This is a genomic window from Pseudomonas sp. Pmew2 (assembly GCF_058129885.1).
In genome coordinates this window covers 2,763,487-2,787,148 of record NZ_CM176702.1, presented here as the reverse complement: position 1 = coordinate 2,787,148, position 23,662 = coordinate 2,763,487, and the positions used below count along the sequence as shown (strand labels likewise).

General features: G+C 58.3%; 19 protein-coding genes and 1 pseudogene. 10 read left to right on the top strand and 10 right to left on the bottom strand.

Going from position 1 to position 23,662, the window contains the following annotated elements; genetic code table 11:
• Positions 1-45 precede the first annotated feature (45 nt).
• Positions 46-1,397 (bottom strand): IS3 family transposase gene (locus tag AC4ANK_RS12725; protein ID WP_095077641.1). Its coding sequence is split into 2 segments (ribosomal slippage): positions 46-938 and positions 938-1,397, totalling 1,353 coding nucleotides; the frame shifts between segments, so codons are not numbered across the junction.
• A gap of 314 nt (positions 1,398-1,711) precedes the next feature.
• On the opposite strand from AC4ANK_RS12725, the gene AC4ANK_RS12720 reads away from it, so the two are divergent.
• From AC4ANK_RS12720 to AC4ANK_RS12710, 3 genes are all read left to right on the top strand, one after another.
• Entirely contained in the window at positions 1,712-2,929 is a 1,218-nt protein-coding gene (locus AC4ANK_RS12720; protein ID WP_002554134.1) for an aldose 1-epimerase family protein, read from the top strand.
• Between the two features lie 158 nt (positions 2,930-3,087).
• On the top strand, positions 3,088-3,765 hold the full coding sequence (locus AC4ANK_RS12715; protein ID WP_460385214.1) for a type 1 glutamine amidotransferase domain-containing protein: 678 nt from the start codon (positions 3,088-3,090) through the stop codon (positions 3,763-3,765).
• A gap of 126 nt (positions 3,766-3,891) precedes the next feature.
• Positions 3,892-4,041, top strand: coding sequence for a hypothetical protein (locus AC4ANK_RS12710; protein ID WP_002554136.1), 150 nt, complete (start codon positions 3,892-3,894; stop codon positions 4,039-4,041).
• A 6-nt stretch (positions 4,042-4,047) separates the two neighbouring features.
• On the opposite strand, the gene AC4ANK_RS12705 is transcribed toward AC4ANK_RS12710, so the two are convergent.
• From AC4ANK_RS12705 to AC4ANK_RS12695, 3 genes are all read right to left on the bottom strand, one after another.
• On the bottom strand, positions 4,048-4,983 hold the full coding sequence (locus AC4ANK_RS12705; protein ID WP_057425588.1) for a LysR family transcriptional regulator: 936 nt from the start codon (positions 4,981-4,983) through the stop codon (positions 4,048-4,050).
• Positions 4,984-5,060: 77 nt separating this feature from the next.
• On the bottom strand, positions 5,061-6,278 hold the full coding sequence (locus tag AC4ANK_RS12700; protein WP_002554139.1) for a cyanate transporter: 1,218 nt from the start codon (positions 6,276-6,278) through the stop codon (positions 5,061-5,063).
• 113 nt (positions 6,279-6,391) lie between these two features.
• Positions 6,392-7,495: an MBL fold metallo-hydrolase gene (locus tag AC4ANK_RS12695; RefSeq protein WP_031595838.1), complete on the bottom strand. Its 1,104-nt coding sequence runs from the start codon at positions 7,493-7,495 to the stop codon at positions 6,392-6,394.
• A gap of 194 nt (positions 7,496-7,689) precedes the next feature.
• Here AC4ANK_RS12695 and AC4ANK_RS12690 point away from each other — a divergent pair, with 194 nt between their 5' ends.
• Complete coding sequence (locus AC4ANK_RS12690; RefSeq protein WP_002554141.1) at positions 7,690-8,304, top strand: TetR/AcrR family transcriptional regulator; 615 nt, start codon at positions 7,690-7,692, stop codon at positions 8,302-8,304.
• A gap of 18 nt (positions 8,305-8,322) precedes the next feature.
• Here AC4ANK_RS12690 and fahA read toward each other — a convergent pair whose 3' ends face one another.
• Both fahA and hmgA read right to left on the bottom strand, forming a co-directional pair.
• The gene (fahA, locus tag AC4ANK_RS12685) at positions 8,323-9,618 is read right to left on the bottom strand and encodes a fumarylacetoacetase (protein WP_002554142.1); all 1,296 of its coding nucleotides are present in this window, start codon (positions 9,616-9,618) and stop codon (positions 8,323-8,325) included.
• Positions 9,615-10,922 (bottom strand): homogentisate 1,2-dioxygenase, encoded by a 1,308-nt coding sequence (gene hmgA / locus AC4ANK_RS12680; protein WP_002554143.1) that lies wholly within the window; start codon positions 10,920-10,922, stop codon positions 9,615-9,617. The genes fahA and hmgA overlap by 4 nt, the downstream gene beginning before the upstream one ends.
• Before the next feature lie 138 nt (positions 10,923-11,060).
• Here hmgA and AC4ANK_RS12675 point away from each other — a divergent pair, with 138 nt between their 5' ends.
• The gene (locus AC4ANK_RS12675; RefSeq protein WP_002554144.1) at positions 11,061-11,852 is read left to right on the top strand and encodes an IclR family transcriptional regulator; all 792 of its coding nucleotides are present in this window, start codon (positions 11,061-11,063) and stop codon (positions 11,850-11,852) included.
• 1 nt (position 11,853) lies between these two features.
• On the opposite strand, the pseudogene AC4ANK_RS12670 reads toward AC4ANK_RS12675, so the two are convergent.
• A pseudogene (locus AC4ANK_RS12670) lies at positions 11,854-13,423 on the bottom strand (sensor domain-containing diguanylate cyclase).
• A gap of 356 nt (positions 13,424-13,779) precedes the next feature.
• Between AC4ANK_RS12670 and AC4ANK_RS12665 the strand changes: the two are divergent.
• Positions 13,780-15,978 carry a putative bifunctional diguanylate cyclase/phosphodiesterase gene (locus tag AC4ANK_RS12665; RefSeq protein WP_460382817.1) on the top strand — a complete coding sequence of 733 codons (2,199 nt, stop codon included), beginning with the start codon at positions 13,780-13,782 and terminating at the stop codon, positions 15,976-15,978.
• A gap of 58 nt (positions 15,979-16,036) precedes the next feature.
• Here the strand turns inward: AC4ANK_RS12665 and hppD are convergent, their stop codons facing one another.
• Together hppD and maiA are read right to left on the bottom strand one after the other, a co-directional pair.
• Entirely contained in the window at positions 16,037-17,113 is a 1,077-nt protein-coding gene (gene hppD, locus AC4ANK_RS12660) for a 4-hydroxyphenylpyruvate dioxygenase (RefSeq protein WP_031595842.1), read from the bottom strand.
• Between the two features lie 144 nt (positions 17,114-17,257).
• Complete coding sequence (gene maiA, locus AC4ANK_RS12655; protein ID WP_031595844.1) at positions 17,258-17,893, bottom strand: maleylacetoacetate isomerase; 636 nt, start codon at positions 17,891-17,893, stop codon at positions 17,258-17,260.
• 159 nt (positions 17,894-18,052) lie between these two features.
• Here maiA and glcD point away from each other — a divergent pair, with 159 nt between their 5' ends.
• From glcD to AC4ANK_RS12635, 4 genes are read left to right on the top strand one after another with little or no spacing between them, the layout of a single operon-like run.
• On the top strand, positions 18,053-19,552 hold the full coding sequence (glcD, locus tag AC4ANK_RS12650; protein WP_002554150.1) for a glycolate oxidase subunit GlcD: 1,500 nt from the start codon (positions 18,053-18,055) through the stop codon (positions 19,550-19,552).
• Positions 19,552-20,610, top strand: a complete 1,059-nt coding sequence (gene glcE, locus AC4ANK_RS12645; RefSeq protein WP_002554151.1) for a glycolate oxidase subunit GlcE — start codon at positions 19,552-19,554, stop codon at positions 20,608-20,610. Before glcD ends, glcE begins: the two co-directional genes overlap by 1 nt.
• Positions 20,611-20,612: 2 nt before the next feature.
• Positions 20,613-21,845 (top strand): glycolate oxidase subunit GlcF, encoded by a 1,233-nt coding sequence (gene glcF / locus AC4ANK_RS12640; RefSeq protein WP_002554152.1) that lies wholly within the window; start codon positions 20,613-20,615, stop codon positions 21,843-21,845.
• A 35-nt stretch (positions 21,846-21,880) separates the two neighbouring features.
• A complete protein-coding gene (locus AC4ANK_RS12635; protein ID WP_002554153.1) occupies positions 21,881-22,288 on the top strand; it encodes a heme-binding protein in 408 nt (135 codons plus the stop codon).
• Positions 22,289-22,366: 78 nt separating this feature from the next.
• Here the strand turns inward: AC4ANK_RS12635 and AC4ANK_RS12630 are convergent, their stop codons facing one another.
• Positions 22,367-23,296: a WD40 repeat domain-containing protein gene (locus AC4ANK_RS12630; protein ID WP_054072808.1), complete on the bottom strand. Its 930-nt coding sequence runs from the start codon at positions 23,294-23,296 to the stop codon at positions 22,367-22,369.
• Positions 23,297-23,662 lie beyond the last annotated feature (366 nt).

The following is a 23,662-nucleotide window of genomic DNA, read 5'->3' as shown; positions in this document are numbered from 1 at the left end:
ATGCATTCCCACGCTGGTGAACTGCCCCCCAAAAGTTGGACGGTTTTAGCTTGCCGCCTGAGCCCTGTATTTTACGGGGCTTTGGCCGTTGAGCTTCAGCTTGATGCGGTCATGGTTGTAGTAGTGGATGTACTCATCCAGACCTGCTTTCAACTCATCGATGCTTTCAAACTGTTTCAGGTAGAAAAACTCGGATTTCAGTGTACCGAAAAAGCTTTCCATTGCCGCATTGTCCAGGCAGTTGCCCTTACGGGACATGCTTTGTTTGACGCCTCGTACCGATAGCTTATGGCGATACTGCGCGTGTTGATACTGCCAGCCCTGGTCCGAGTGCATCACAAGCTTCGGCTCGTCCTGCAACTGCTGAAGCGCCTTGTCCAGCATGCTGGTGACCAGCTCAAAGCTCGGCCTTGTCGACACTTCATACGCCACGATTTCACCGTTGTACAAGTCCATCACGGGTGAGAGATACAGCTTTCGATTGCCTACCTTGAACTCAGTCACATCGGTCACCCACTTCTGGTTCGGGCGTTGCGCGCTGAAATTGCGCTCCAGCAAATTCGGCGCAATGGTTCCGATTACGCCCTTATAGGAGCGGTATTTTTTGGGGCGCACCACTGATCGCAGGCCCAGTTCTGCCATCAGTCGTTCTACAACCTTCTTGTTGACCAAAATACCTGCAGTGCGAATGACCGCCGTGATACGCCGAGCGCCATAAAGGCCTTTCTCCTCGTGGTAAATGCTTTCGACTAACTGTTTCAAAGCAGCATAGGGATCGGGTCTGGATTGCACCTGAACCTGATAGTAAAACGTGCTGCGTGCCAAGCCCGCCAGCCTCAGCAGAGCGCAAAGCGGGAACCGGCCCCTCAGTTGCTTGATGCTCAGGGCTTTTTCGGTTGCCGTCGTTTCTGCTCCTTCAGCTCTTCCAACTTTTTTAGGTAAGCGTTCTCCATGCGCAGATATTCAAGCTCGCTCATCAACTGGTCGCGCGTCTTCTGCGTATCGTCGGCGGTTACTGGTTTGGCGGGATAAGGCTTCTTTGGCATGGCGACAGGCTTTCTTCTGGCAGGAACATACGGGGCTGTACCGCTACTGTAATGCCGCTTTTCCCAAATGACTATTTGGCCGGGATCCCCGATACCAAAATGCGCAGCGGCCTGACGGAGCGATAGCTTGTGTTCACGCCTGTGCTCAAGCACTGAGCGCTTGAAAGCTTCGCTGTATCGAAGACCAGGCTTGCGATGGCCGGTGTGACCATGACTCTTGTAGTTAGCGACCCAGCGTCGAAGCAGGCTGAAATCGATCGAGAACTGGCGGGCTACCATACGAAAGCCCATGTTGTCTTCAAGATACGCTTTGACGACAGTGAGCTTGAACTGCTCTGAATACTTACCCATTTGAACACCCCCGTGAGGTCGGATTGGTGTCCAACTTCTTGGGGGCAGTTCACCGCGTGGGAATGCAGTTCGTGACGCTCCGCGTCACACGCCGGTTCTGTGATGTAAGGTGAATTGGGGCTCGACTCAGGTCACCTTTTCGCCCCTCGGCGAGTTACTTCGATAACGTCGCACTCCGTGTCTTCAGTGCAATGGTGATTGAAAAGCGCTTTGCCTCGACTCGACCCATTGCTGAATCGATTAACTAGGCGTTAAATAGCTGTTGAAACGATATGCAGCACCATAATTCCAATAATTACAGAAGGACCACCACCATGAAATCCCTTCCCCTGCTCGTGGGCCTCGGTGCCCTCACAGCCGCTTCCAGTGTGTTTGCCTGGGATTATGTGCTGCTCGACACCGACAAGACTGCGCAGAATCAGCAGATCACCAGTCAGCAGCTGGGCGTCAAGACCGACAAGCCGTTCACTGTCACGATGCGTACGCTGCATGGCGGTCGTCAGGAAGGCGTGAGCATTATCGATATCGATAATGGCACGATGAAGCTGTCAGTCGTCCCGACCCGTGGCATGAACGTGCTGCAGGCATCAGTCGGCGATGTGCGCATGGGTTGGGATTCGCCGGTCAAGGACGTGGTCAATCCGGCCTTCATCGAGCTCAATGGCCGCGGCGGGCTGGGCTGGCTGGAGGGTTTCAACGAACTGGTGACCCGTTGCGGATACGAGTGGGTGGGCCACCCGGGCATGGACAATGGCGAACTGCTGACCCTGCACGGTCGCGCTGCCAACATTCCGGCGAGCGAGGTGACACTGCAGATCGACGAAAAGCCGCCCTACGCGATCCGCCTCAAGGGTGAATTGAAGGAGCAGGCGTTCAAGAAGGTCGACTTCTCGGTGCAGACCGAACTGGTCACCGAGCCAGGCAGCACGAGCTTTTCGCTCAACGATACGCTGACCAACAATGGCGACTATCCGAAAGAATACCAGGCGCTGTACCACAGCAACTTCAGCACGCCGTTCCTCGAGCAGGGGGCGCGTTTCGAAGCGCCGGTCAAGCAGGTCTCGCCGTTCAATGAAAAAGCCAAGGGTGACCTGGGCGACTGGCAGACCTACCGCGCACCGACGCCGGATTACGACGAGACGGTCTACAACATCGTGCCCTACGGCGATGCCAAGGGTGACACGCTGACCGTGCTGCACAACAAGGCTGGCAGCCTGGGCGTGTCGGTCGGTTTCAATACCAAGCAGTTGCCGGTGTTCTCGCTGTGGAAAAACACCGACACCAAAGGCCAGGGCTACGTCACCGGACTGGAACCGGGGACCAGCTTCTCCTACAACCGCCGCTTCCAGCGCCCGCTGAATCTGGTGCCAACCATTGCGCCGAAAGAGCAACGCCAGTTCCAGATCAGCTACAGTCTGCTGGCTGACAAAGGTGCTGTCGACAAAGCCCTTGGGCAGGTCAAGCACATTCAGGACGGTCGCGAGACAGAAGTGCGCAAAGAACCGCTGGTGGATCTGACCAAGGAGCAATGATCCTCATCCGAAAACGCAGCGGTGAAACAGGGCCGGATGTCGACGCACGTCATTGTGTCGACATCCGGCCCTGCTCGTTCCGGCGGTAAAAAATTCTCACAACACTTGAGGTTTTTGCCTGTCTACACCCTCTCACCCCTTCGAAGACGAGCATGCACATGAAAATCCTGATGGTTTTGACATCCCATGACCAACTGGGCGACACCGGCAAGAAAACCGGTTTCTGCCTCGAAGAGTTCGTCGCGCCGTATTACGCGTTCAAAGAGGCCGGTGCCGACGTTACGCTGGTCTCTCCGAAAGGCGGTCAACCACCGCTGGACCCGAAAAGCGATGAGCCTGATGCTCAGACCGACGACACCAAGCGCTTCTCCAAAGATGCCGATGCGCAAAAAGCGCTCGCCAATACGGGCCTTCTGTCTGGCGTCAATGCGGCCGATTTCGATGCCGTGTTCTACCCGGGCGGTCACGGCCCGCTGTGGGACCTGGCTGAAGACAAGGACTCCATCGCGCTGATCGAGGCCTTTGCCAAGGCAGACAAGCCACACGGGATGGTCTGCCACGCACCTGGCGTATTGCGTCACGTAAAGTCGCCGGACGGCCAGCCGCTGGTCAAGGACCGCCGTGTCACAGGCTTCACCAACAGTGAAGAAGAAGCGGTCGGCCTGACCAATGTCGTGCCTTTTCTGGTCGAAGACACGCTCAAGCAACTGGGCGGTGACTATTCCAAGGGCGACGACTGGGGCGTCTACGTGCTGACCGATGGCAAGCTGGTAACTGGCCAGAACCCGGCCAGCTCTGCGCAGGCGGCCAAAGACTTGATCACTCTGTTGAGCTGATTGATGTGCGCGGTTCAGCGTCCGACGCTAACAGCACCGGGCGATAAACCGCGCGTCATTTAAATCGAATCTTGCACCCGCCACACTGACCAATAACTACACCCCCCGACAAAAAGGAATACGGTCATGGCAGATGAATCCAAACGCGAAGACCTCGATCACAAACCGGAAAACGCCGGCAAGGTGGGCGAGAAGAACAAACAGCTCAATCAGCAGGGCGAACAGGCCCGACCTGCCACCTCACCCGACCCGCAGAAAGACAAGTCAGGCAACTGACACCCGTCAGAGCAAGCCGCGTTCGGCACACACCTTCACGACTTGTTCACGCAGCCAGCCGCTGGCTTCGTCTCGATCCGCTTGGGCGCTCCACAGCATGTCCAGGCTGAAGCCAGGCAGGTCCGGTGGCAGTTCGAATACGGAAATCCACGGTTCATTACCCAGCAGCGTCTGAATACGCCGTGGCAGAACCAGCATGAAATCGGTGCCTTCCAGCAATTGCAAGGCCGCCCGATAGCTGTTGGCCCGCGCGACAATGTTGCGCTCCAGACCCTGTCGCTGCAGCCAGCCATCCACCATGTTGGTGTGGGACGTCCACGGCGTCGGGTAGACATGACGGTGCTGGACGAAGGTTTGAGTGTCGATCAGGGCGCTGAGCGGCGCGAACCTGGAGTCCATGACGCAAACCAGATCATCCTCCATCAACACCTGCGAAATCAGACTGTCCGGGACTCGGTGAAAGCCAGGCCCGAAGCACAGGACGAGGTCAAAACGACCGTCGTTCAACTGCTCGGCAGGCAACTGCTTCTCAAGTTTTTGCACATTGACCGTCACCGAGAAACCAGCGGCAGCGAAGTCACGCATCAAATGCGGCAATACCAGCAGCTCGAAATACTCCGGCGCACAGACCGTGAAGGTCGTTTGTGTGCGAGTCGGGTCGAACAGATCGAGGCCGTCATGGCACAGATTGACCGAGCGGAGAATCTGCTGCACATGGTCGTGCATGGCCAATGCCTTGCGGGTCGGGCGCATGCCGTTGCGGGTGCAGATGAAAAGGTCGTCCTCGAAGTTCGCACGCAGCTTTTTCAGGCAGTAACTGACCGTCGACTGGCTGACATGCAACGCTTCCGCGACCAGGGTCAGGTTGCGCTGCTCATACACCGAGACAAAGACCATCAGGTCCTGCATGTCCAGCTTTCTCAGGGCATTACTGTTAAGCATCAAGGTATCTCGCTGGCGCTGTGACCAGGCGGTCAGGTCAACGCGCACAAGATAGCATCAAAATGCGATCATGCCGCCTATCTGCCAGTGATGACAGGTTCGCCGAGTGCGTCGCGCAGATGATCAGCATAACGCCGGGGGTCGAGTCGCACCACCATCAACAGCATGATCGCGACCAACGCCATCAGTGAACACCATGCACCCGCAAAGCTGCCCGTCAGGTCGCGGATTATTCCGGCAAACAGCGGCGACAGGCTGGCAATCAGATAACCCACGCCCTGCACGAATGCGGTCAGGCCGCCTGCCTGTCGAGGATCATCGGCATGGTCCATAGACACAATCAGGCTCATCGGAAACAAACCGCCGATCCCCAACCCCAGCAAACAGGTCCACAGCAGGCCCAGCCGCTGCGGCAGCAGAATCAGCCCGGCAAAACCGATCATCATCAACACCAGCAGCACCGCCAGCGCTACGCGTTTATCGCGACTGCGGTTAGCCAGCGCCGGAACCAGCAGACCCGATACGACCTCCATCAGGGTCAGAAAGCCCAGCAACAGGCCGGCATCCTGCTCGCTCCAGCCGTTCTCCAGATAATACGGCGCAAGCCAGGCCAGTACGCAGGTATAGGACGCAGTACCGAGGCCGAAGAAAACTCCCAGCATCCAGGCCCAAGGCGTGTGGAAGAAAGTCTGCCGGAGCCCTGCAGTGGTTGACGCATCGGAGCGCAATACGCGCCGCTGGGCAAACCAGAAGCACATTGCCAGAAGAGCCAGTAGTGACCAGACCGCCAGGCCGAAGCGCCAACTGCCACTGCTACCCATTACCACGGGGCTGAATGAAGCGGCCAGCGCGGCCCCGCCCATGATCGCAGTCACATACAAGCCCATGCACAAGGAGACATTGGCTTTGAAGCGCGATTTGATCAACGCGGGCATCAGCGCCTGAATCAAGGCAATACCCAGCCCCGCCAACACGACGCTGAAAATCAGTTCGACAGCAGAATCGAGAACCAGACGCGCCAGGGTTGCCAGGCCGATAAGCACCAGTGAAAGCAGGATGCTGCGATGCGTCCCCAGGTAACGCGCGATGCCGATGCCGAAAAACATCGCCAGCCCCATGGCCATGATCGGCAGCATGGTCAGCAATGACGCCATCCCGAAGCCCAGCGGCACCTCCAGACGAATCGCCGCAAGCAACGGACCGACCGCTGCCATCGATGGGCGCAGGTTGAGCGCCACCAGTACGATACTGACCATCAACCCCATATTCCGAACCGCCGAGCTACGCACCTGCATACCGTCACTATTACTTTCGATGATCAGGATTAGGCCGTGCGCGTGCTCATATGACAAATCAAAATCTGGGTGCTGCTATTTAAAAAATCAGTTCAGCAATGGCGCGGGCAGTTTCAGGCATTTTGCCGAGGGCATTTGCAGTTCGTTACTCGGCCGTGCTGCTCGGGCTCGGGCTCGGGTTCAGGCTCGGCAACTTCATCGACGCCGAGCCACCATGTCAAACCGCGACACGGGTATTGCACATAGAACGGCTGGCCCATCATCGGCGTGGTGATCGAGACATTCTGCTCCCAGGCCAGCGCCAGGATGCGATCGAACGGTTCGTGCCAAGCGTGCATCGATAGGTCGAAGGTGCCGTTGTGAATCGGCAGCAACCAGCGACCGCGCAGGTCCAGATGTGCCTGCAGCGTCTGCTCGGGTTGCATGTGCACATGCGGCCATTCGACGTTATAGGCCCCGGTTTCCATCAGCGTCAGGTCAAACGGTCCGTATTGCTCGCCGATGGTCTTGAAGCCATCGAAATAGCCGCTGTCGCCACTGAAAAAGATCCGCTGATCGCCGTCGATCATCACCCAGGACGCCCACAGGGTGCGGTTGCTGTCGAGCAGCGTACGCCCGGAAAAATGCTGCGAAGGCGTAGCGACAAATTCGATGCCCGCCACTTCGGTGGACTGCCACCAGTCCAGTTGGCGGACCTTGTGCGCGGGTACGCCCCATTCAATCAGCGTATCGCCTACACCAAGTGGTGCCAGAAAATGCTCGGTCTTGTCGGTCAGCGCCTTGATCGCCATACGATCCAGATGGTCGTAGTGGTTATGCGAAAGGATCACCGCCTTGATTGGCGGCAACTCTTCGAGGCTGATCGGCGGCTGATGAAAGCGCTGCGGCCCCGCCCACTGCACCGGCGACGCGCGCTCGGCAAACACGGGATCAGTCAGCCAGAACTGGTCGCGTAATTTGAGCAGGACCGTCGAATGCCCGAGGCGATACACCGTGTTGTTGGGCGCTGCCAGCAACTGCTGACGCGACAGCGGCTGCACCGGAATTTCGCCTGCGGGGCGCGTGTCCTTGGGCTTATTGAATGCCTGATCCCAAAAAATGCGGAGCGTTCGCAGCAGACTCGCCGGTTTCATCGTCGCATGATTCCGATATCGCCCCTCATGACGGGACAGGACAGGCAGTGAAGAAGCATCCTTTTTCTGATGTGTCGAGGCCATGGTTTGCTGACTCCTGGGAACAGGTTGAGGCACCAGCCGTGCATACTTTGTACGTGATCCCGTTGCAGGATGCTCGATGAAAGATATGTAACAGTGTTTTACACTACACGGTGTAGTTTTAAGCTTGCATGATCCTTGGCGACAAGTAAACTGCTGAGTGTAACTTTCTCTAAACGTCCGTTTGAAGCGAACCTATGACCGCACCCATGCGCCTCACCGATCAGAAACGCGAATCCATCGTCCAGGCAGCTATTGCCGAATTTGGAGATCGTGGTTTCGAGGTCACCAGCATGGACCGCATCGCTGCTCGGGCCGAGGTGTCCAAACGCACGGTCTACAACCATTTCCCCAGCAAGGAAGAGCTGTTCGCCGAGATGCTGCAGCGTCTGTGGAGCTGTGCCCCGCCGCAATCGGAAGTGATTTATCACCCCAATGTCGGTCTGCGCGAGCAACTTCGAGACCTGCTGTGGGGCAAGATGCGCAACCTGACCAACAGTAATTTTCTCGACCTGGCGCGTGTCGTGGTGGGCGCTACAATTCACTCGCCCGAGCGTGCTCAAGTGTGGATGGCCCGTATCAATGAGCGCGAAGAAACCTTCAGCGCGTGGATCCGGGCGGCTCAGAAAGGCGGTCGCCTGAAGCCTGTCGACCCCGGTTTTGCGGCGACGCAGATGCACGCGTTGCTCAAGTCGTTCGCATTCTGGCCACAGGTAACCTTCAATGCCGCACTGCTCAACCCTCAGGAGCAAAGTGATGTGGTCGAGTCGGCGTTGAACATGTTTCTGGGCTGGTACGAAGTGACTCCCTGAGGCTTCTGATCCGGTTTTTCAGTCGAGTACGATGCCCCGGCACTCGCCAAAGCCAATCGACACCTGCCCTTCCCGATGACAACGGGCACGCAGGATGACCTCGTCGCCAGCTTCCAGGAATATGCGCTTTTCACCGTTGGGCAACGCCACTGACTGCTTGCCGCCTGCGGTCATCTCCAGCAGGCTGCCGTACTGACCTGTCTGAGGACCGGACAGCGTACCCGTGCCAAGCAGGTCGCCCGGTTGCAGCTTGCAACCGTTGACGCTGTGGTGTGCGACCATCTGCGCCACGGTCCAGTACATGTTCAGCGAGTTGCTCAGACCCAACCGGTAAGGCTCCAACCCCTCGGCCTTCATCTGCGCGGTCAGCAGCAGCACTTCCAGCTCGATGTCCAGCGCGCCACCCTGCTGATCATTCTGATCAAGCAGGTACGGCAGCGGCTGAGGATCGCCCTCCGGACGCAGTGGCTGGGGGCTGCGGAAGGGTATCAGCGCTTCGGCGGTTACCACCCAGGGCGAGATCGTCGTGGCAAAGCTCTTGGACAGAAACGGTCCCAGCGGCTGGTACTCCCACGCTTGAATGTCACGCGCCGACCAGTCGTTGAGCAGGCAGAACCCGGCGATGAGCTCCGCGGCGCGGTCAATCGCGATGGCATCGCCCTGCGCATTCCCCGGCCCGATCCACACACCCAGCTCCAGTTCGTAATCCAGGCGTTTGCAGGGACCGAAAACGGGAACGTCCTGACCCGGCGCAAGGGTCTGCCCATTGGGCCGCCGGACCGGCGTACCGGATGTGCAGAGGGTCGATGCCCGGCCGTGGTAGCCAATCGGCACATATTTGTAGTTGGGCAGCAGCGGATTGTCCGGACGGAACAGCTTTCCGACGTTCAGCGCATGGTGAATACCAACGTAGAAGTCAGAATAATCACCTACCCGCGCCGGCATGTGCAGGCTGCACTCGCTCATCGGCAGCAGCAAACCTGCAACGGCCTGCATACTGTCACGTTGCGGGTTGTCCGCATCCAGCAGTTGCAGCAATGCGCTGCGCAATGCCTGACGTGCTGGAGCGCCCAGTGCAAAGAAATCGTTGAGCTGGTCACGGCTGGCCACTTCGGCAGCTTCAGCGGCCTGCCCGTGAAAAACCCTGGCGGCTGTTGCTGCGCGCAGATCGACAATCAGATCGCCAATCGCCACGCCACCACGCGGGCCGGTAGTGCCATGGCTGAACACACCCAGCGGCAGGTTCTGCAACGGAAAATCAGCGTGCTCGTTGGCCGATGCCACCCAGCTACGACGATTGAGAGAGCCAGTCATCGGCGCGGTTCCTTGTTGAATGTCCTGGTCATGTCGTTCCAGCAGGCATCGTAATCGGCTTGCAGTTGCGGGCAGCCGAGCGCGTGGCGGCTGGGACGCAATACCTTGCCGGTCTCGAACATGAAGGCCATGGTGTTTTCGATTTTGTTCGGTTTCAGCTCGGCAGCAATGGCCTTTTCTGCCGTGACATTATCCGGGCCGTGCGCGCTCATGCAGTTGTGCAGCGAGGCGCCCCCGGGCATGAAGCCTTCAGCCTTGGCGTCGTAGGCGCCATCGATCAGGCCCATGAATTCGTTCATCAGGTTGCGGTGGAACCACGGCGGGCGAAAGGTATTTTCCGCCACCATCCAGCGCGGCGGGAATATAACGAAATCGATATTGGCCTGGCCGTGGGCGGCACCTGGTGAAGTCAACACAGTGAAAATCGATGGGTCCGGGTGATCGTAACTGACCGTACCGATGGTGTTGAAACGCCGCAGATCATACTTGTACACAACGTTGTTACCGTGCCAGCCCACCACATCAAAGGGTGAATGCTCCAGGTGTGTCGACCACAGTTCACCAAGGAACTTCTGCACCAGCTCCACCGGTTGCTGATTGTCTTCAAACCAGGCCACTGGCGTCAGAAAATCACGTGGATTGGCCAGCCCGTTACTGCCGATCGGACCAAGCTCCGGAAGGCGTAAGGCGCAACCGTGGTTCTCGCAGATGTAACCGCGGGCGCTGCTGTCGAGCAGTTGCACGCGAAACTTCATGCCTCGCGGCAAGACGGCGATTTCCAGCGGCTCGATGTCCAGCAGACCCAATTCGGTGATGATTCTGAGTCGCCCCTGTTGCGGCACAATCAACCATTCGCCATCGGCGCTGAAAAACGCACGCTGCATAGAAGTGTTGGCTGCGTATACGTAGACGCTCACACCGTCTGCCTGATCCGCGGCCGAGGTACTCGCCAAAGGGATCAGGCCGTCAATGAAATCGACAGGCTCGGCGGGGATATCGAAGGCGTTCCAGCGCAGCCGGTTGGGGTTGATCGGGCCCTGCTCCTGACCGGCGATCTGCCGACCCATGCGTTGGTAACGCGGATGGGCCGCCGAAGGTTTGATGCGATACAACCAGGTACGCCGGGCTTCGCTGCGCGCGACCGTGAAGGCAGTACCCGAGAACTGCTCGGCATAAAGCCCCAGCGGGTGCTTCTGCGGAGAGTTCTGGCCAATCGGCAATGCTCCGGGCAGCGCCTCGCTGCTGAACTGGTTGCCAAAGCCCGACTGATAAGCCATTGCGTCGGAACGGGAGTGGATAGCCATCTGGACCTCTTGTTGTTATGGGGTCGGGCAGAGACGGGTAAAACATCATTTAACGTAAAACGATTACGCATAACGTAATTTGAGTTTGCCAGCCGGTCAAGCTATAAAGCTGCCTTTCCCGATCGGCGCACAGCACCCATGACCCAGGACATCGAAAGCTCGACAGGCGGACGTCAGCAAAAGGTTCAGGCCGCCGAAGTTGGGCTGGGCGTGCTCAAGGCGCTGGCCGATCTGTCGCCCTCCACTTCCCTGTCGAAACTGGCCGAGCATCTGGGCATGCCTGCCAGCAAGGTTCATCGTTATCTACAGGCGCTGATTGCCAGTGGCTTTGCCGAGCAGGATGCTGTCAACAATCACTACGGGCTGGGGCGCGAAGCGTTGCTGGTCGGGCTGGCCTCACTCGGCAAACTGGACGTGCTGAAAGTATCGGCGCCGTGGCTGGCCAGCCTGCGTGATGAACTGAACCAGACCTGCTTCCTGGCGGTATGGGGCAACAAAGGGCCGACTGTGGTGTATGTCGAAGCGTCGATGGGCGCAGTGACGCTGGTGACGCAAATCGGCTCGGTGCTGCCGTTGCTCGGCTCGTCTACCGGCCTGGTATTCGACAGCTTTCTGAACGAGCGCGAAACCGCTGCGCTTCGCGAGCAGGAAATGCCTTTGCTGAGTGCCGACCAGTTGCGCGACGTCAAGCTGCATATCGAGCAGATCCGTACGACGGGCGTCCACCAGATTCAGGGCTTGCTGATGCCGGGCATAAACGCAGCCTCTTCGCCGCTGTTCGCCATGGGCAACAAGCTGGTAGGCGTGATCACCGTGGTTGGGCCGGGATCGGTGTTGAACGACGAGACGCAGAATCTGGCGGCCAGGCGGCTTTTGCAAACGGCGCAGGCCATCAGCGAGCGTATGGGCGGTAGCCGTCCGTCAGACTGACTCAGGAAGAGGCGGTTGATACCCAAGCAAAATGGCTCGCTCCATGCCAGCCGTGAATCAGCCGACCTTCGACGCGGTTACGCCCTCTGGTTTGCCAGGTAAAGCAGCCGATCCGCTTCCGCCAACGCGGCGGTATGTCCATCCTTCTCTGCTGCGTTGATCGACACCACGCCCGAGCTGATGGTCAGTTTGCCCAGCGGGCTGGCCGAGTGCTCTATACGATTGGTTTCAACGGATGATCTGATTTTTTCCGCGATCTTCAGCGCCCCTGCCAGGTCGGTTTCAGGCAGCAGAATGACAAACTCTTCGCCGCCGTAACGTGCCGCGATATCCCCAGCCCGGTCAAGACTGTTGCCTATGAGCCCAGCCACTTGCTTCAGGCAGTCGTCTCCCTGCAGATGACCGTAGGTGTCGTTGTATTGTTTGAACCAGTCAATATCCAGCAGAATGATCGCGATAGTTGCAGTATTCCGGCTCGCCCCCCCCCACTCCTGCTGCAAGGCCGCATCGAAGCAGCGTCGATTGGCCAGGTGCGTGAGGCTGTCCGTGTGAGCGATGATCTCCAGCTCGTTCCTGGCGATGTTCAGTTCACCTTCCGCATTGATCAACTGCTGGATTTGCCGGTACAGCAGGACGCCAAGCAAAACCAGCGCAAGGATAATAATGCCGGTGATGGTCATGGACCGGTATGCATAGGCCCACCAGGGCGCGAACACATGCTGACAGGAGACGCCTGCAGCGGCGACGATCGGCAACCCGGACACCCGCCGATAGGCGTAGATCCTTTCCACCCCGTCCACCACGGAGTTGATCAACGCGGTGCCGCTGTCGCTGTAGGGCAGATAGCGAGTGAAGATATCGCCCTTGGCGACATTGGTGGTCATCAGTGCGGTTAATGTGGGGCGCCGCGCCAGCAGGTCGCCATTGTTCAGAGCGAGAAAGATCACCCCCTTGTCGTCTACATCCATGCGCTGGAAAAAAGCCTGGAAATAAGCCACCGGCACGGTGGCCAGTGCAACGCCAGCAAAACTGCCATCCGCAGCATTGATACGCCGACTGACCGGGATGACCATATCCCCGGTATTACGGCTTTCTACGATAGACCCCACATGAATGGACGGGTCAGGGTTATCGCGATGGTAAATGAAGTAATCGCGGTCTTCGTTGTTTCTGGTGTGCACGCCGTTGGCAAAGGAATTGGCGACCCAGTTGCCCTGAGCATCGTAGATGAACAGCCCTTGAAGCCCTTTGACGTTTATCAGGTCTTGAGCCATCAGCCTGGTCAAGCGGCTTTGCTGCTGGCCTGCGACCCCGTCCTGTTCCACACGCTCGACAAGGTCACGCAGCGTATTGTCAGCCTGTTGCAGGGTGTCCTGAGCCTGCTGCTCAGCGGCAAGCACGATATTGGACACCGCAATCCTGGCGGTGGCCGCGCGCTCGAGCTTCGACTGGTTCATCTGCCAGACGGTAGCCAGGGTCAGCGATAGACAGACCAGGGCAATGAAGCCGATCAACGCTTTGCTGAGCGCCGAAGGTGTAAGCCTCGTCGAAATAAAGGAAAGCCGTTTCATAGGGTTGTCATCAAATTGGCAGTGAACCCCGCCATGCAGTTTCCATACCTTAGCGCCACTAACCCGAACACGTTGTTACACCGAGGTCACGCGGGGCTTAGTTGAATGAATGCCCCGCAGGCTAGTTGCTCAAGAAGTCATTACAGGTATTCGGTTTTTTGACGATACAGCTTCTAAGCTGCTAGAGGCAGCTACCGATACACTACTGTGAGAGGTGCTGCAATGTATCGAACTTTGCTTTTCCGGCATGGCGCAAGCGCGTGTTGGCAGGGTGTTTTCACCGATGCCGGCACAGCGGCATTGTACATCGATCGCTTCGAGTTTCAGGCGCGATCAGCTTATAGCGATGACCTCAAATGAGTACTTACCCAGTCGGCGATGACGACGAAGAGCGTATTCGGATTTTGAATGCTTTTTCGTTGATGGATACCCCACCTGAGCACGAATACGATCAGATCGTGCAAATGGCATCGCGGATTTTCGATGTGCCCATTGTGCTGATTTCGCTGGTTCATCGCGATCGGCAATTCTTCAAGGCGCGTATCGGCCTCGATGTCTGCGAAACGGGCCGTGACGTCTCATTCTGTAATTTTGCGCTCATGGGCCGTAACGTTTTTCTGGTGCCTGATGCATTGCAGGATGAGAGATTCAGCTCAAACGCCTTGGTAGTAGGCGCTCCCTATATTCGCTTTTATGCCGGGGCGCCGCTGATAACCGCCAGCGGTCATGTGCTGGGCAGCCTGTGCCTGATCGACAATAAACCTCGGGAGACTTTCTCGCAGCGAGATCAATTGGTTCTTAAGGATCTGGCGGTCATAGTCATCGAAAGAATGGAGTTGCGTCGGCTTGCGCTTGAGAATGAAGACAGCCACGCCCGCTTCATGAATATCACCTCGACTTCACCCGACGCGATTATCTGCTCGGACAGCAAAAACCGGATCATCTCATGGAACAACTCGGCCGAGCTCATTTTCGGACATCGATCCGAGGACGCCCTGGGAAAGCCTCTCGACATTATTATTCCGCCAGAAATGCGCTCCAGGCATCATGCAGGTTTGTCGAGGGTGGCGTCAGGCGGCCCGACATTCATTATCGGAAAATCCATTAACCTGACGGCCATACATCGCGACGGTCATACAATCCCGATCGAGCTTTCGCTCTCACAATGGACGTATGCCGGCGAGCCACAATTCGGGGCGATCATTCGTGACGTCACCCAGCGTGTCGAGGCGGACAAATTACTCAAGCATGCGGCTGAATACGATCATCTGACCGGGCTTGCCAATCGATCGACACTCAAAAGGCGGATCAAGGAGGCGTGCGATGCGCAGCTGCCAGCAGCTATCCTGCTGATCGATCTGGACGGTTTCAAGGACGTCAACGACACGCTGGGCCACGCTGCGGGCGATTTTGTGCTCAAGGTGACCTCTCAGCGTCTTCGCGAACACGTACCGGCCTGCCATATGGTCGCCCGTCTGGGCGGCGATGAGTTTGTCGTTTTCCTGTCAGACACGGCAGACCCTGACAACGCAACCAGGCTGGGCCTGGCGCTCATAGCGGTCATCGAGGAGCCGATTGAGTTTGAAGACAATTCAATCTACATCGGTGCCAGCATCGGCGTCTCCGTAAGGTCCGGCTCCGACTACGACGAGGAGCAAATGCTCGGCAATGCGGATCTGGCGCTCTACCAGGCCAAGTCTGACGGACGCTCCCTTGTTCGCACCTTCACCTCCGAGCATCGACAGACCGCGTCAAGAAGAGGCGCGCTCAGCTCATCGATGCGTCAGGCGTGGGCCAACAAAGAGTTCGAGCTGTACTACCAGCCTCAGGTACGACTTGCGGACGGTCGTATTACCGGAGCCGAAGCCCTTATACGCTGGAACCATCCGACACTGGGTGTGGTGTCTCCGGCGGTTTTTCTACCTGCACTGGAAGCGGGTCTTCTCGCGGTACCGGTGGGCGAATGGATCCTGCGCTCAGCCTGTGAGCAGGCAGCGCAATGGCAAAACACCGGCTGTGACGAATTTCGCATCGGCGTCAATCTGTTCGCCGCTCAGTTTCGCATGCGTGACTTTGCCGAAATGGTTGAAAGTGCGCTTGAAGACTTTTCCTTGCCGACACACTCACTCGAGCTGGAGATCACGGAAAACATCATCCTGCGAAACGAACAACGCATTATGGAACCGTTGCGCCACCTTCGCTCATTGGGTGTGGGCATTGCATTCGACGATTTCGGTACCGGCTATGCGTCCCTGAGCCTGCTGAAAGACTATCCGGTGACACGGCTGAAAATTGACCGCTCATTCGTAAGTGGCGTGGAGCGCAGCAAGAAAGACGAAGTCATCATTGAGGCCGTTATCAGGCTGGCGAACGGCTTCAATCTCCAGGTCACGGCAGAAGGCATAGAAACCCGCGAGCAGGAAAGTCTGATGCGCCATTATGTGTGCGACGAGGGTCAGGGCTATTTGTATGGTCGTCCCATGCCAGCGCATGAATTTACCGAGCGTTATATCTCGTCTCTCAATCGACAGGCTGACGTGCTCAAGCACAAATGACTCAGAACGAGCCTGAGCAGGCTCGTCTGATCGCAAGGCGGACACTTCCGGTTATCGCTCAATCCGGCGTCAGTACGCCACGCTGTATCTGGTCACGCTCGATGGATTCGAACAGCGCCTTGAAGTTGCCTTCGCCAAACCCGTCGTCGCCCTTGCGCTGAATGAATTCGAAAAACACCGGGCCCATCAGCGTTGCGGAGAATATCTGCAACAGCAAGCGACGCTCGCCTCCTTCGGAAGAGCCATCGAGCAGAATACCGCGTGACTTGAGCTCGGCCTCCGGCTCACCGTGATCGGGCAGTCTTCCCTGAAGCATTTCGTAGTAAGTATCCGGCGGCGCCGTCATGAAACGCATGCCGGTTTCCTTCAGCGCGTCCCAGGTCTTGATCAGGTCATCGGTAAAGAACGCCACATGCTGAATGCCTTCGCCGTTGAACTGCATCAGAAACTCTTCGATCTGCCCGGCGCCCTTGGACGACTCTTCGTTCAGGGGAATCCGGATCATGCCATCCGGGGCGGTCATGGCCTTTGAGGTCAGACCGGTGTATTCGCCCTTGATGTCGAAATAGCGCAGCTCGCGGAAGTTGAACAGCTTTTCATAGAACCCTGCCCAGTACGCCATGCGCCCGCGATACACGTTGTGGGTCAGGTGATCGATGAATTTAAGGCCGGCACCGACCGGGTGGCGATCAACGCCTTCGATGAAGTTGAAGTCGATGTCGTAAATCGAGGTGCCTTCACCGAAACGGTCTATCAGGTACAGCGGCGCGCCACCGATGCCCTTGATGGCGGGCAAGCGCAATTCCATGGGGCCGGTGGCGATTTCCACCGGTTGTGCGCCCAGTTCAAGTGCCCGGTTGTAGGCCTTTTGCGCGTCTTTCACGCGGAACGCCATGCCGCATACAGAAGGGCCATGTTCGGCGGCAAAGTATGAGGCCAGACTGTGCGGCTCGTTGTTGAGGATCAGGTTGATCGCGCCCTGACGATACAGTGTCACGTCCTTGGAGCGATGGGTTGCGACTTTGGTGAAACCCATCATCTGAAACACAGGCTCCAGGCTGTTGGGGGTCGGTGACGCGAATTCGATGAATTCAAAGCCCATCAGGCCCATGGGGTTTTCGTAGAGATCAGCCATGACTGGCTCCTTGCAGGAAAAGTGAGAGTGGTTAAACCAGCGCAATCACTGTCCTGCGGGCGGCGCACACGGGATCCCTCGCACGCTGCGCGCGAGAAAATCACCGAATATCAGTTGCAGACCAAGAATCTTCATGAGGGCAGCCTACTCCGGCTTGTCCGATTGTGCATCAGGGTGTGCCTGTTGAAAGGCCGGATGTTGCATGGCCAGACGCTCGACCCGCTGGATACGCGGGTATGCACTCAGTTGGACGTTGTAGCGATGGGCTGCATACAGCTGTGGTAACAGGTAAATATCCGCAAGGCCGGGGCTCGTACCAAAACAGAAACCATCCTTTTCGATCAACTGCTCGACGGCCTGCAAACCTTCGCCGATCCAGTGCTCGATCCAGCTCAGAATAGCGGGTTCGTCGTGACCCAGACCGCGTAACCGGTTGAGCACCGAAACGTTGTGCAAGGGGTGAATGTCACAGCCGACCAGCGCCGCAACGGCCCGCTGGCGCGCACGCAGAACAGCATCCTGCGCCAGTAACGCAGGCTGCGGGTAGCACTCTTCCAGGTATTCAATGATCGCCAGTGACTGGGTGATGACCACGCCATCGTCCAGCCTCAATGCAGGCACCCTGCCCTGCGGGTTGACCGCCTTGTAGCCGGGTGTGCGCTGCTCGCCGTCATCAGGCAGCAGGTTGACCGGGATCGCAGCGTAATCCAGCCCTTTTAGGGCCAACGCAATACGCACACGGTAACTTGAGGTCGAGCGGTAGTAAGTGAATAGGTCCACGGAAGTCGCCTGCCTGACGCACGGGTGCTGTGTTTATTATTTTCGTAACAACATTACGTAATGCGTAAATTGCGCGATCCGCCTGACGCTGTCAACTCAAGCCTTGTGCTGAATGAGCTAGGATGCATTAACCCGATAAAAACAACGCTGGGTGCCTGCATGAATATTCTTTATGACGAACGCATCGACGGCGCGCTGCCCGCAGTCGACAAGCAGCAATTGCTGCACGAGATACGACGCCAACTGCCCGACCTGGACATTCTGCACCGCGCCGAAGAGCTTCGGCCCTACGAGTGCGACGGGTTATCGGCCTATCGCACCACGCCGATGCTGGTGGTGCTGCCACGGCATGTCGAAGAAGTGCAGACGCTGCTCAAACTGTGCCATGCGCATCGCGTGCCGGTGGTCGCTCGCGGCGCGGGCACCGGGTTGTCGGGTGGCGCACTGCCACTGGAGAAAGGCGTGCTGCTGGTGATGGCGCGCTTCAATCAGATCCTCGCTATTGATCCGGCTGCTCGTCTGGCGCGGGTCCAGCCCGGCGTACGCAACCTGGCCATTTTCCAGGCAGCAGCACCCCACGGTCTGTATTACGCACCCGACCCTTCCTCGCAAATCGCCTGTTCCATCGGCGGCAACGTGGCAGAAAATGCAGGCGGCGTGCATTGCCTCAAATACGGACTGACCGTGCACAACCTGCTCAAGGTCGAGATACTGACCGTCGAAGGCGAGCCAATGACCCTGGGCAGCGACACGCTGGACTCACCGGGCTTCGACTTGCTGGCACTGTTTACCGGCTCCGAAGGCATGCTCGGTGTCATTACCGAAGTCACGGTCAAGCTGTTGCCCATGCCGCAGGTGGCCAAAGTGCTGCTGGCGGCGTTCGATTCCGTGGAAAAAGCCGGCGGTGCGGTGGCCGATATCATTGCCGCAGGCATCATCCCCGGCGGGCTGGAGATGATGGACAATCTGGCGATTCGTGCCGCCGAGGATTTCATTCACGCAGGCTATCCGGTTGATGCAGAAGCCATCCTGCTTTGCGAGCTGGACGGGGTCGAAGCCGATGTACATGCCGATTGCGAACGGGTTCGCGAGGTATTGACACTGGCTGGCGCGATCGAAGTGCGTCAGGCGAAAGACGAGGCCGAACGGGTGCGCTTCTGGGCCGGGCGCAAGAACGCCTTCCCCGCCGTAGGCCGTCTGTCACCGGATTACTACTGCATGGACGGCACTATCCCGCGACGCGAGTTGCCAGGGGTATTGCGCAGCATCAAGGAGTTGTCAGCTCAGTACGGCCTGCGCGTGGCAAATGTGTTCCATGCTGGCGATGGCAACATGCACCCGCTGATCCTGTTCGATGCCAATCAACCGGGTGAGCTGGAGCGCGCCGAGGCGCTGGGCGGCAAGATCCTTGAGCTGTGCGTCGAGGTCGGCGGCAGCATCACCGGCGAGCACGGTGTCGGTCGCGAGAAGATCAACCAGATGTGCGCGCAGTTCAACAGTGACGAACTGACTTTTTTCCATGCAATCAAGGCCGCATTCGACGCCAGCGGCCTGCTCAATCCCGGCAAGAACATCCCGACCCTGCATCGCTGCGCGGAATTCGGTGCCATGCATATTCATGCCGGGCAATTGCCGTTTCCCGAACTGGAGCGCTTCTGATGAGCGAGATGGACAAAGACGTCAGCCAGGCTCTGCTCGAACGGGTCGATCAAGCGCTACGGGACAGCACGCCGTTACGTATTCAGGGTGGCAACAGCAAGGCCTTGCTTGGCCGTGAGACAACAGGTGAGGTGCTCGATACCCGCGAACACCGTGGCATCGTCAGTTACGACCCGACAGAACTGGTGATCACCGTCCGCGCCGGTACGCCGCTGAGCGAGCTGATGCAGGTGCTGGACGCCGCAGGCCAGATGCTGCCCTGTGAACCGCCCGATTTTGGCTGCGCAACGCTCGGCGGCATGGTCGCCGCAGGACTGTCGGGCCCGCGCCGCCCCTGGAGCGGGTCGGTGCGTGATTTCGTGCTGGGCACCCGGGTCATCACCGGCCTCGGCAAGCATCTGCGCTTTGGCGGCGAAGTCATGAAAAACGTTGCAGGCTATGACGTTTCACGCCTGATGGCAGGCAGTTTCGGCTGCCTTGGGGTGCTGACCGAGGTGTCGCTCAAGGTGCTGCCCAAACCGCGTTTGTGCAGCAGCATCGCGTTGCAGATGGACAGCTCGCAAGCCTTGGCCCGCCTCGCTGAATGGGGTCAGCAACCTATGCCTATCAGCGCAGCCAGCCACGACGGTCAAGTGCTGCGCCTGCGTCTTGAGGGCGGCGAAGGCTCGGTGGCAGCAGCCCATGAGAGGCTCGGTGGCGAAGTGTTCGATGGCGCTTACTGGCAGCAGTTGAATGAGCAGCGTCTGCCCTTTTTTCTGGACCCGCGACCTTTATGGCGGCTCTGCGTACCTGCCCAAAGCGCCGTACTGGAACTGCCAGGCGAGCAACTGCTCGACTGGGGCGGCGCACAACGCTGGCTGAAATCCGACGCAGACGGCGAAACCATTCGAGCGATCACCACGGCGGCTGGCGGGCATGCAACCTGCTACAGCCAGGGCGTTGTCGACAACCCGTTCCAGCCGCTGGCCGCACCTGTACTGCGTTACCACCAGGCCCTCAAGGCCCGGCTCGACCCGCAGGGCATTTTCAACCCCGGCCGACTGTACGCGGAGTTTTAAGCATGCAGACCACATTGAGTGAACACGCCAGAACCCTGCCCCGCGCCGAAGAGGCCGAACACATCCTGCGCAGTTGCGTGCATTGCGGTTTCTGCAATGCCACCTGCCCGACCTATCAACTGTTGGGTGATGAGCTGGACGGCCCGCGCGGCAGGATCTACCTGATCAAACAGGTGCTCGAAGGCCAGCAAGTCACCGAAAAAACCCGCTTGCACCTGGACCGCTGCCTGAGCTGCCGCAACTGCGAAACCACCTGCCCGTCCGGCGTGGATTATCACAACCTGCTGGACATCGGCCGTGCAGCGGTTGAGGCCCTGGTGCCCCGCCCGCTTGGCCAGCGGTTGCTGCGTGAAGGCCTGCGCCAGGTAATTCCCAATGCCGGACTGTTCCGTTTGCTGACCGGAATGGGCATGAAGTTCAGGCCCTTGTTGCCGCAGACACTGGCAACCAAACTGCCTGCAACAGTCCATGCTGCCGGGCTGCGGCCGACCACTCGTCATGCGCGTCAGGCGCTGCTGCTTGATGGTTGCGTGCAGCCAGGTCTGTCACCTAATACCAACGCTGCCACGGCACGCGTGCTTGATCGTCTGGGCATCGGTATTACTGCGGTCAGCAAGGCCGGATGCTGCGGCGCCGTGGATTACCATCTGAATGCACAGGAGGCAGGTCTGAACCGGGCGCGGCGCAACATCGACGTCTGGTGGCCCGCGCTCGAAGGCGGTGCCGAAACCCTCATCCAGACGGCCAGCGGTTGCGGTGCATTCGTCAAGGACTACGGCCATTTGCTGCGCCACGACCCAGCCTATGCAGACAAGGCCGAGCGCATCAGTGCGTGCACAAAGGATCTGGTCGAAGTACTGCGTGACGAGCCGCTGGAAACCCTGGGCATCAAGGTCGACACGCGACTGGCGTTCCACTGCCCATGCACCTTGCAGCACGCACAGAAACTCGGTGGTGAAGTGGAACGCGTACTGACTCGTCTGGGCTTCAACCTGACCCAGGTGCCGGACGGCCATTTATGCTGCGGCTCCGCCGGCACCTATTCAATCACTCAGCCGGCCTTGGCCCGTCAATTGCGCGACAACCGCATGAACGCGCTTGAAAGCGGCAAACCTCAGGTCATCGCCACCGCCAATATCGGTTGTCAGACTCACCTGGCCAGCGCCAACCGAACTTCGGTACGGCACTGGATCGAGCTGATTGATGAAGCGCTTGGCACTCCAGAATCTCGCTGAACTCCTATCCAATAACCACTGCTCCGGAGCAACCCATGAAAATCAAAGCCGTCCTTACCCAAACCGAAGTGAGCCTGATGCTCGGTGCCGCACGCGACGAGGCCCAGGCCAATGGCTGGGCTGTGGCCATCGCGGTCGTTGATGACGGCGGCCATCTGCTCGCATTCGAACGACTGGACGACGCGTCGCCGATCAGCAGCTATATCTCGATCGAAAAAGCCCGTACCTCGGCACTCGGCAAACGTGAGTCCAAAGGTTACGAAGAAATGGTCAACGGCGGGCGTACGGCATTTCTCAGCGCCCCGCTGCTGACCTCGCTGGAAGGCGGCGTTCCGGTCATCGTCGACGGTCAGGTGATTGGCGCGGTGGGTGTTTCCGGCGTTAAGGCCGAGCAGGATGCACAAGTGGCCAAGGCCGGCATCGCGGCGCTGAATGCCGACTGACAGCGCAAGCCGCTGATGACTATATACAACCGGCCACTGCGCCTGCGTCATCCGCCGTGGCAGGTTTGGCAGGCGCAACTACAGCCTGTAGATCGAAATCCAGCTCATGTCCGGGTGGGAGGAGTAGATATACGTACCGGTCCTGTTGAGTACCGCGCCGCCCACCGAAGGAAAATAGGCGATACAGGTGGCGATTCCCTTCACAGTGTCGATCCGGTAGACGTCGTAATTGCAGGTGTAGATCGCATACACATAGCGCTCATCCGGCGTGACGCCTATGACTTTTACCGGATAGCCCTGGGTACCTATCTTCTCCCGATAAAACATTTTGTTGGTGGCGGCATCGATAATGTACACCTCGTCGATTCCGCCCACGTACAGCCAGGCGCCATCGGAACTGAAGGCCATCGACCGCGGATCTGAAAATCCGGGAATATCATGCTGCAGGTAATCCACCCTGCTGATTGCAAGAACATCGGTGGGTGCCGTCCGGTCGACCAGCATCGTTGCGTAAAACCGGTCATTCAGGGGGCTGATCCCGAGGGCCAGCGACGCATTGGTCAGGGCACCCAGATCAAACTCGTTTTCGACCGTGTAGTTCTCGGTCTCGATCAGGCGGATAAGTCCGCCAAGCGCATTCTGAAAGGACAGGCAGATAAAACGGCCATCCGGGCTGCACAGGATGCGGTTGACGTTGGCAGCCGGAAGTATCCTGATGACCTCCCGCAAGCGCGTGTCCACCACGTAGCACCTCTTCTGACCAATGGTGTAAAGCCGTTTCCCATCGGGGCTCAGGGTAATCGCACCCGCGCCTGCCCGCTTGATACTGCCGACCACGCTTGCACTGGCGATGTCGACCACGCTGACTTCGCGGCCACTCTCATGAGCGACATACAGCGTAGTTTCATCGGGACTGATAACGATCTCAGCGGGTACAAAGCCCAGCGGGATGATGCCGGTCAACCATGCGATGTCCAGAGGGACTCCTGAACCGACCGGGTCTGCGATGTGAGTCAGAGCTCTAACGTTTTGAGATGCTTTTTTTTTGCATTTCTCTCACCCTTCAATAGGTCTTGTAAGACCGCCAGGACGGGGAATAGATAAGAAGATATATCCCCGTCATCCAACGATGCGGCCAAGACACTTATGCCGCTCCGATCCAAAAACGTAGGGTCATTGAATACTCAACACGAGGGGATGGGTACTGTCAGAAATAACAGTCCAGACGCACCGAAACCGTCCGAATGAGGGTATCAGCAGCGTTGCAGGACAGGGCCGTCGGGCACTCCAGCCCAGCGTCGGGAAAGCCCGGAGCGCAACGACCACTGGTCAGCGTGATGGCCAGGGGGGAAGCATGCAGGGATGGCCTTAATA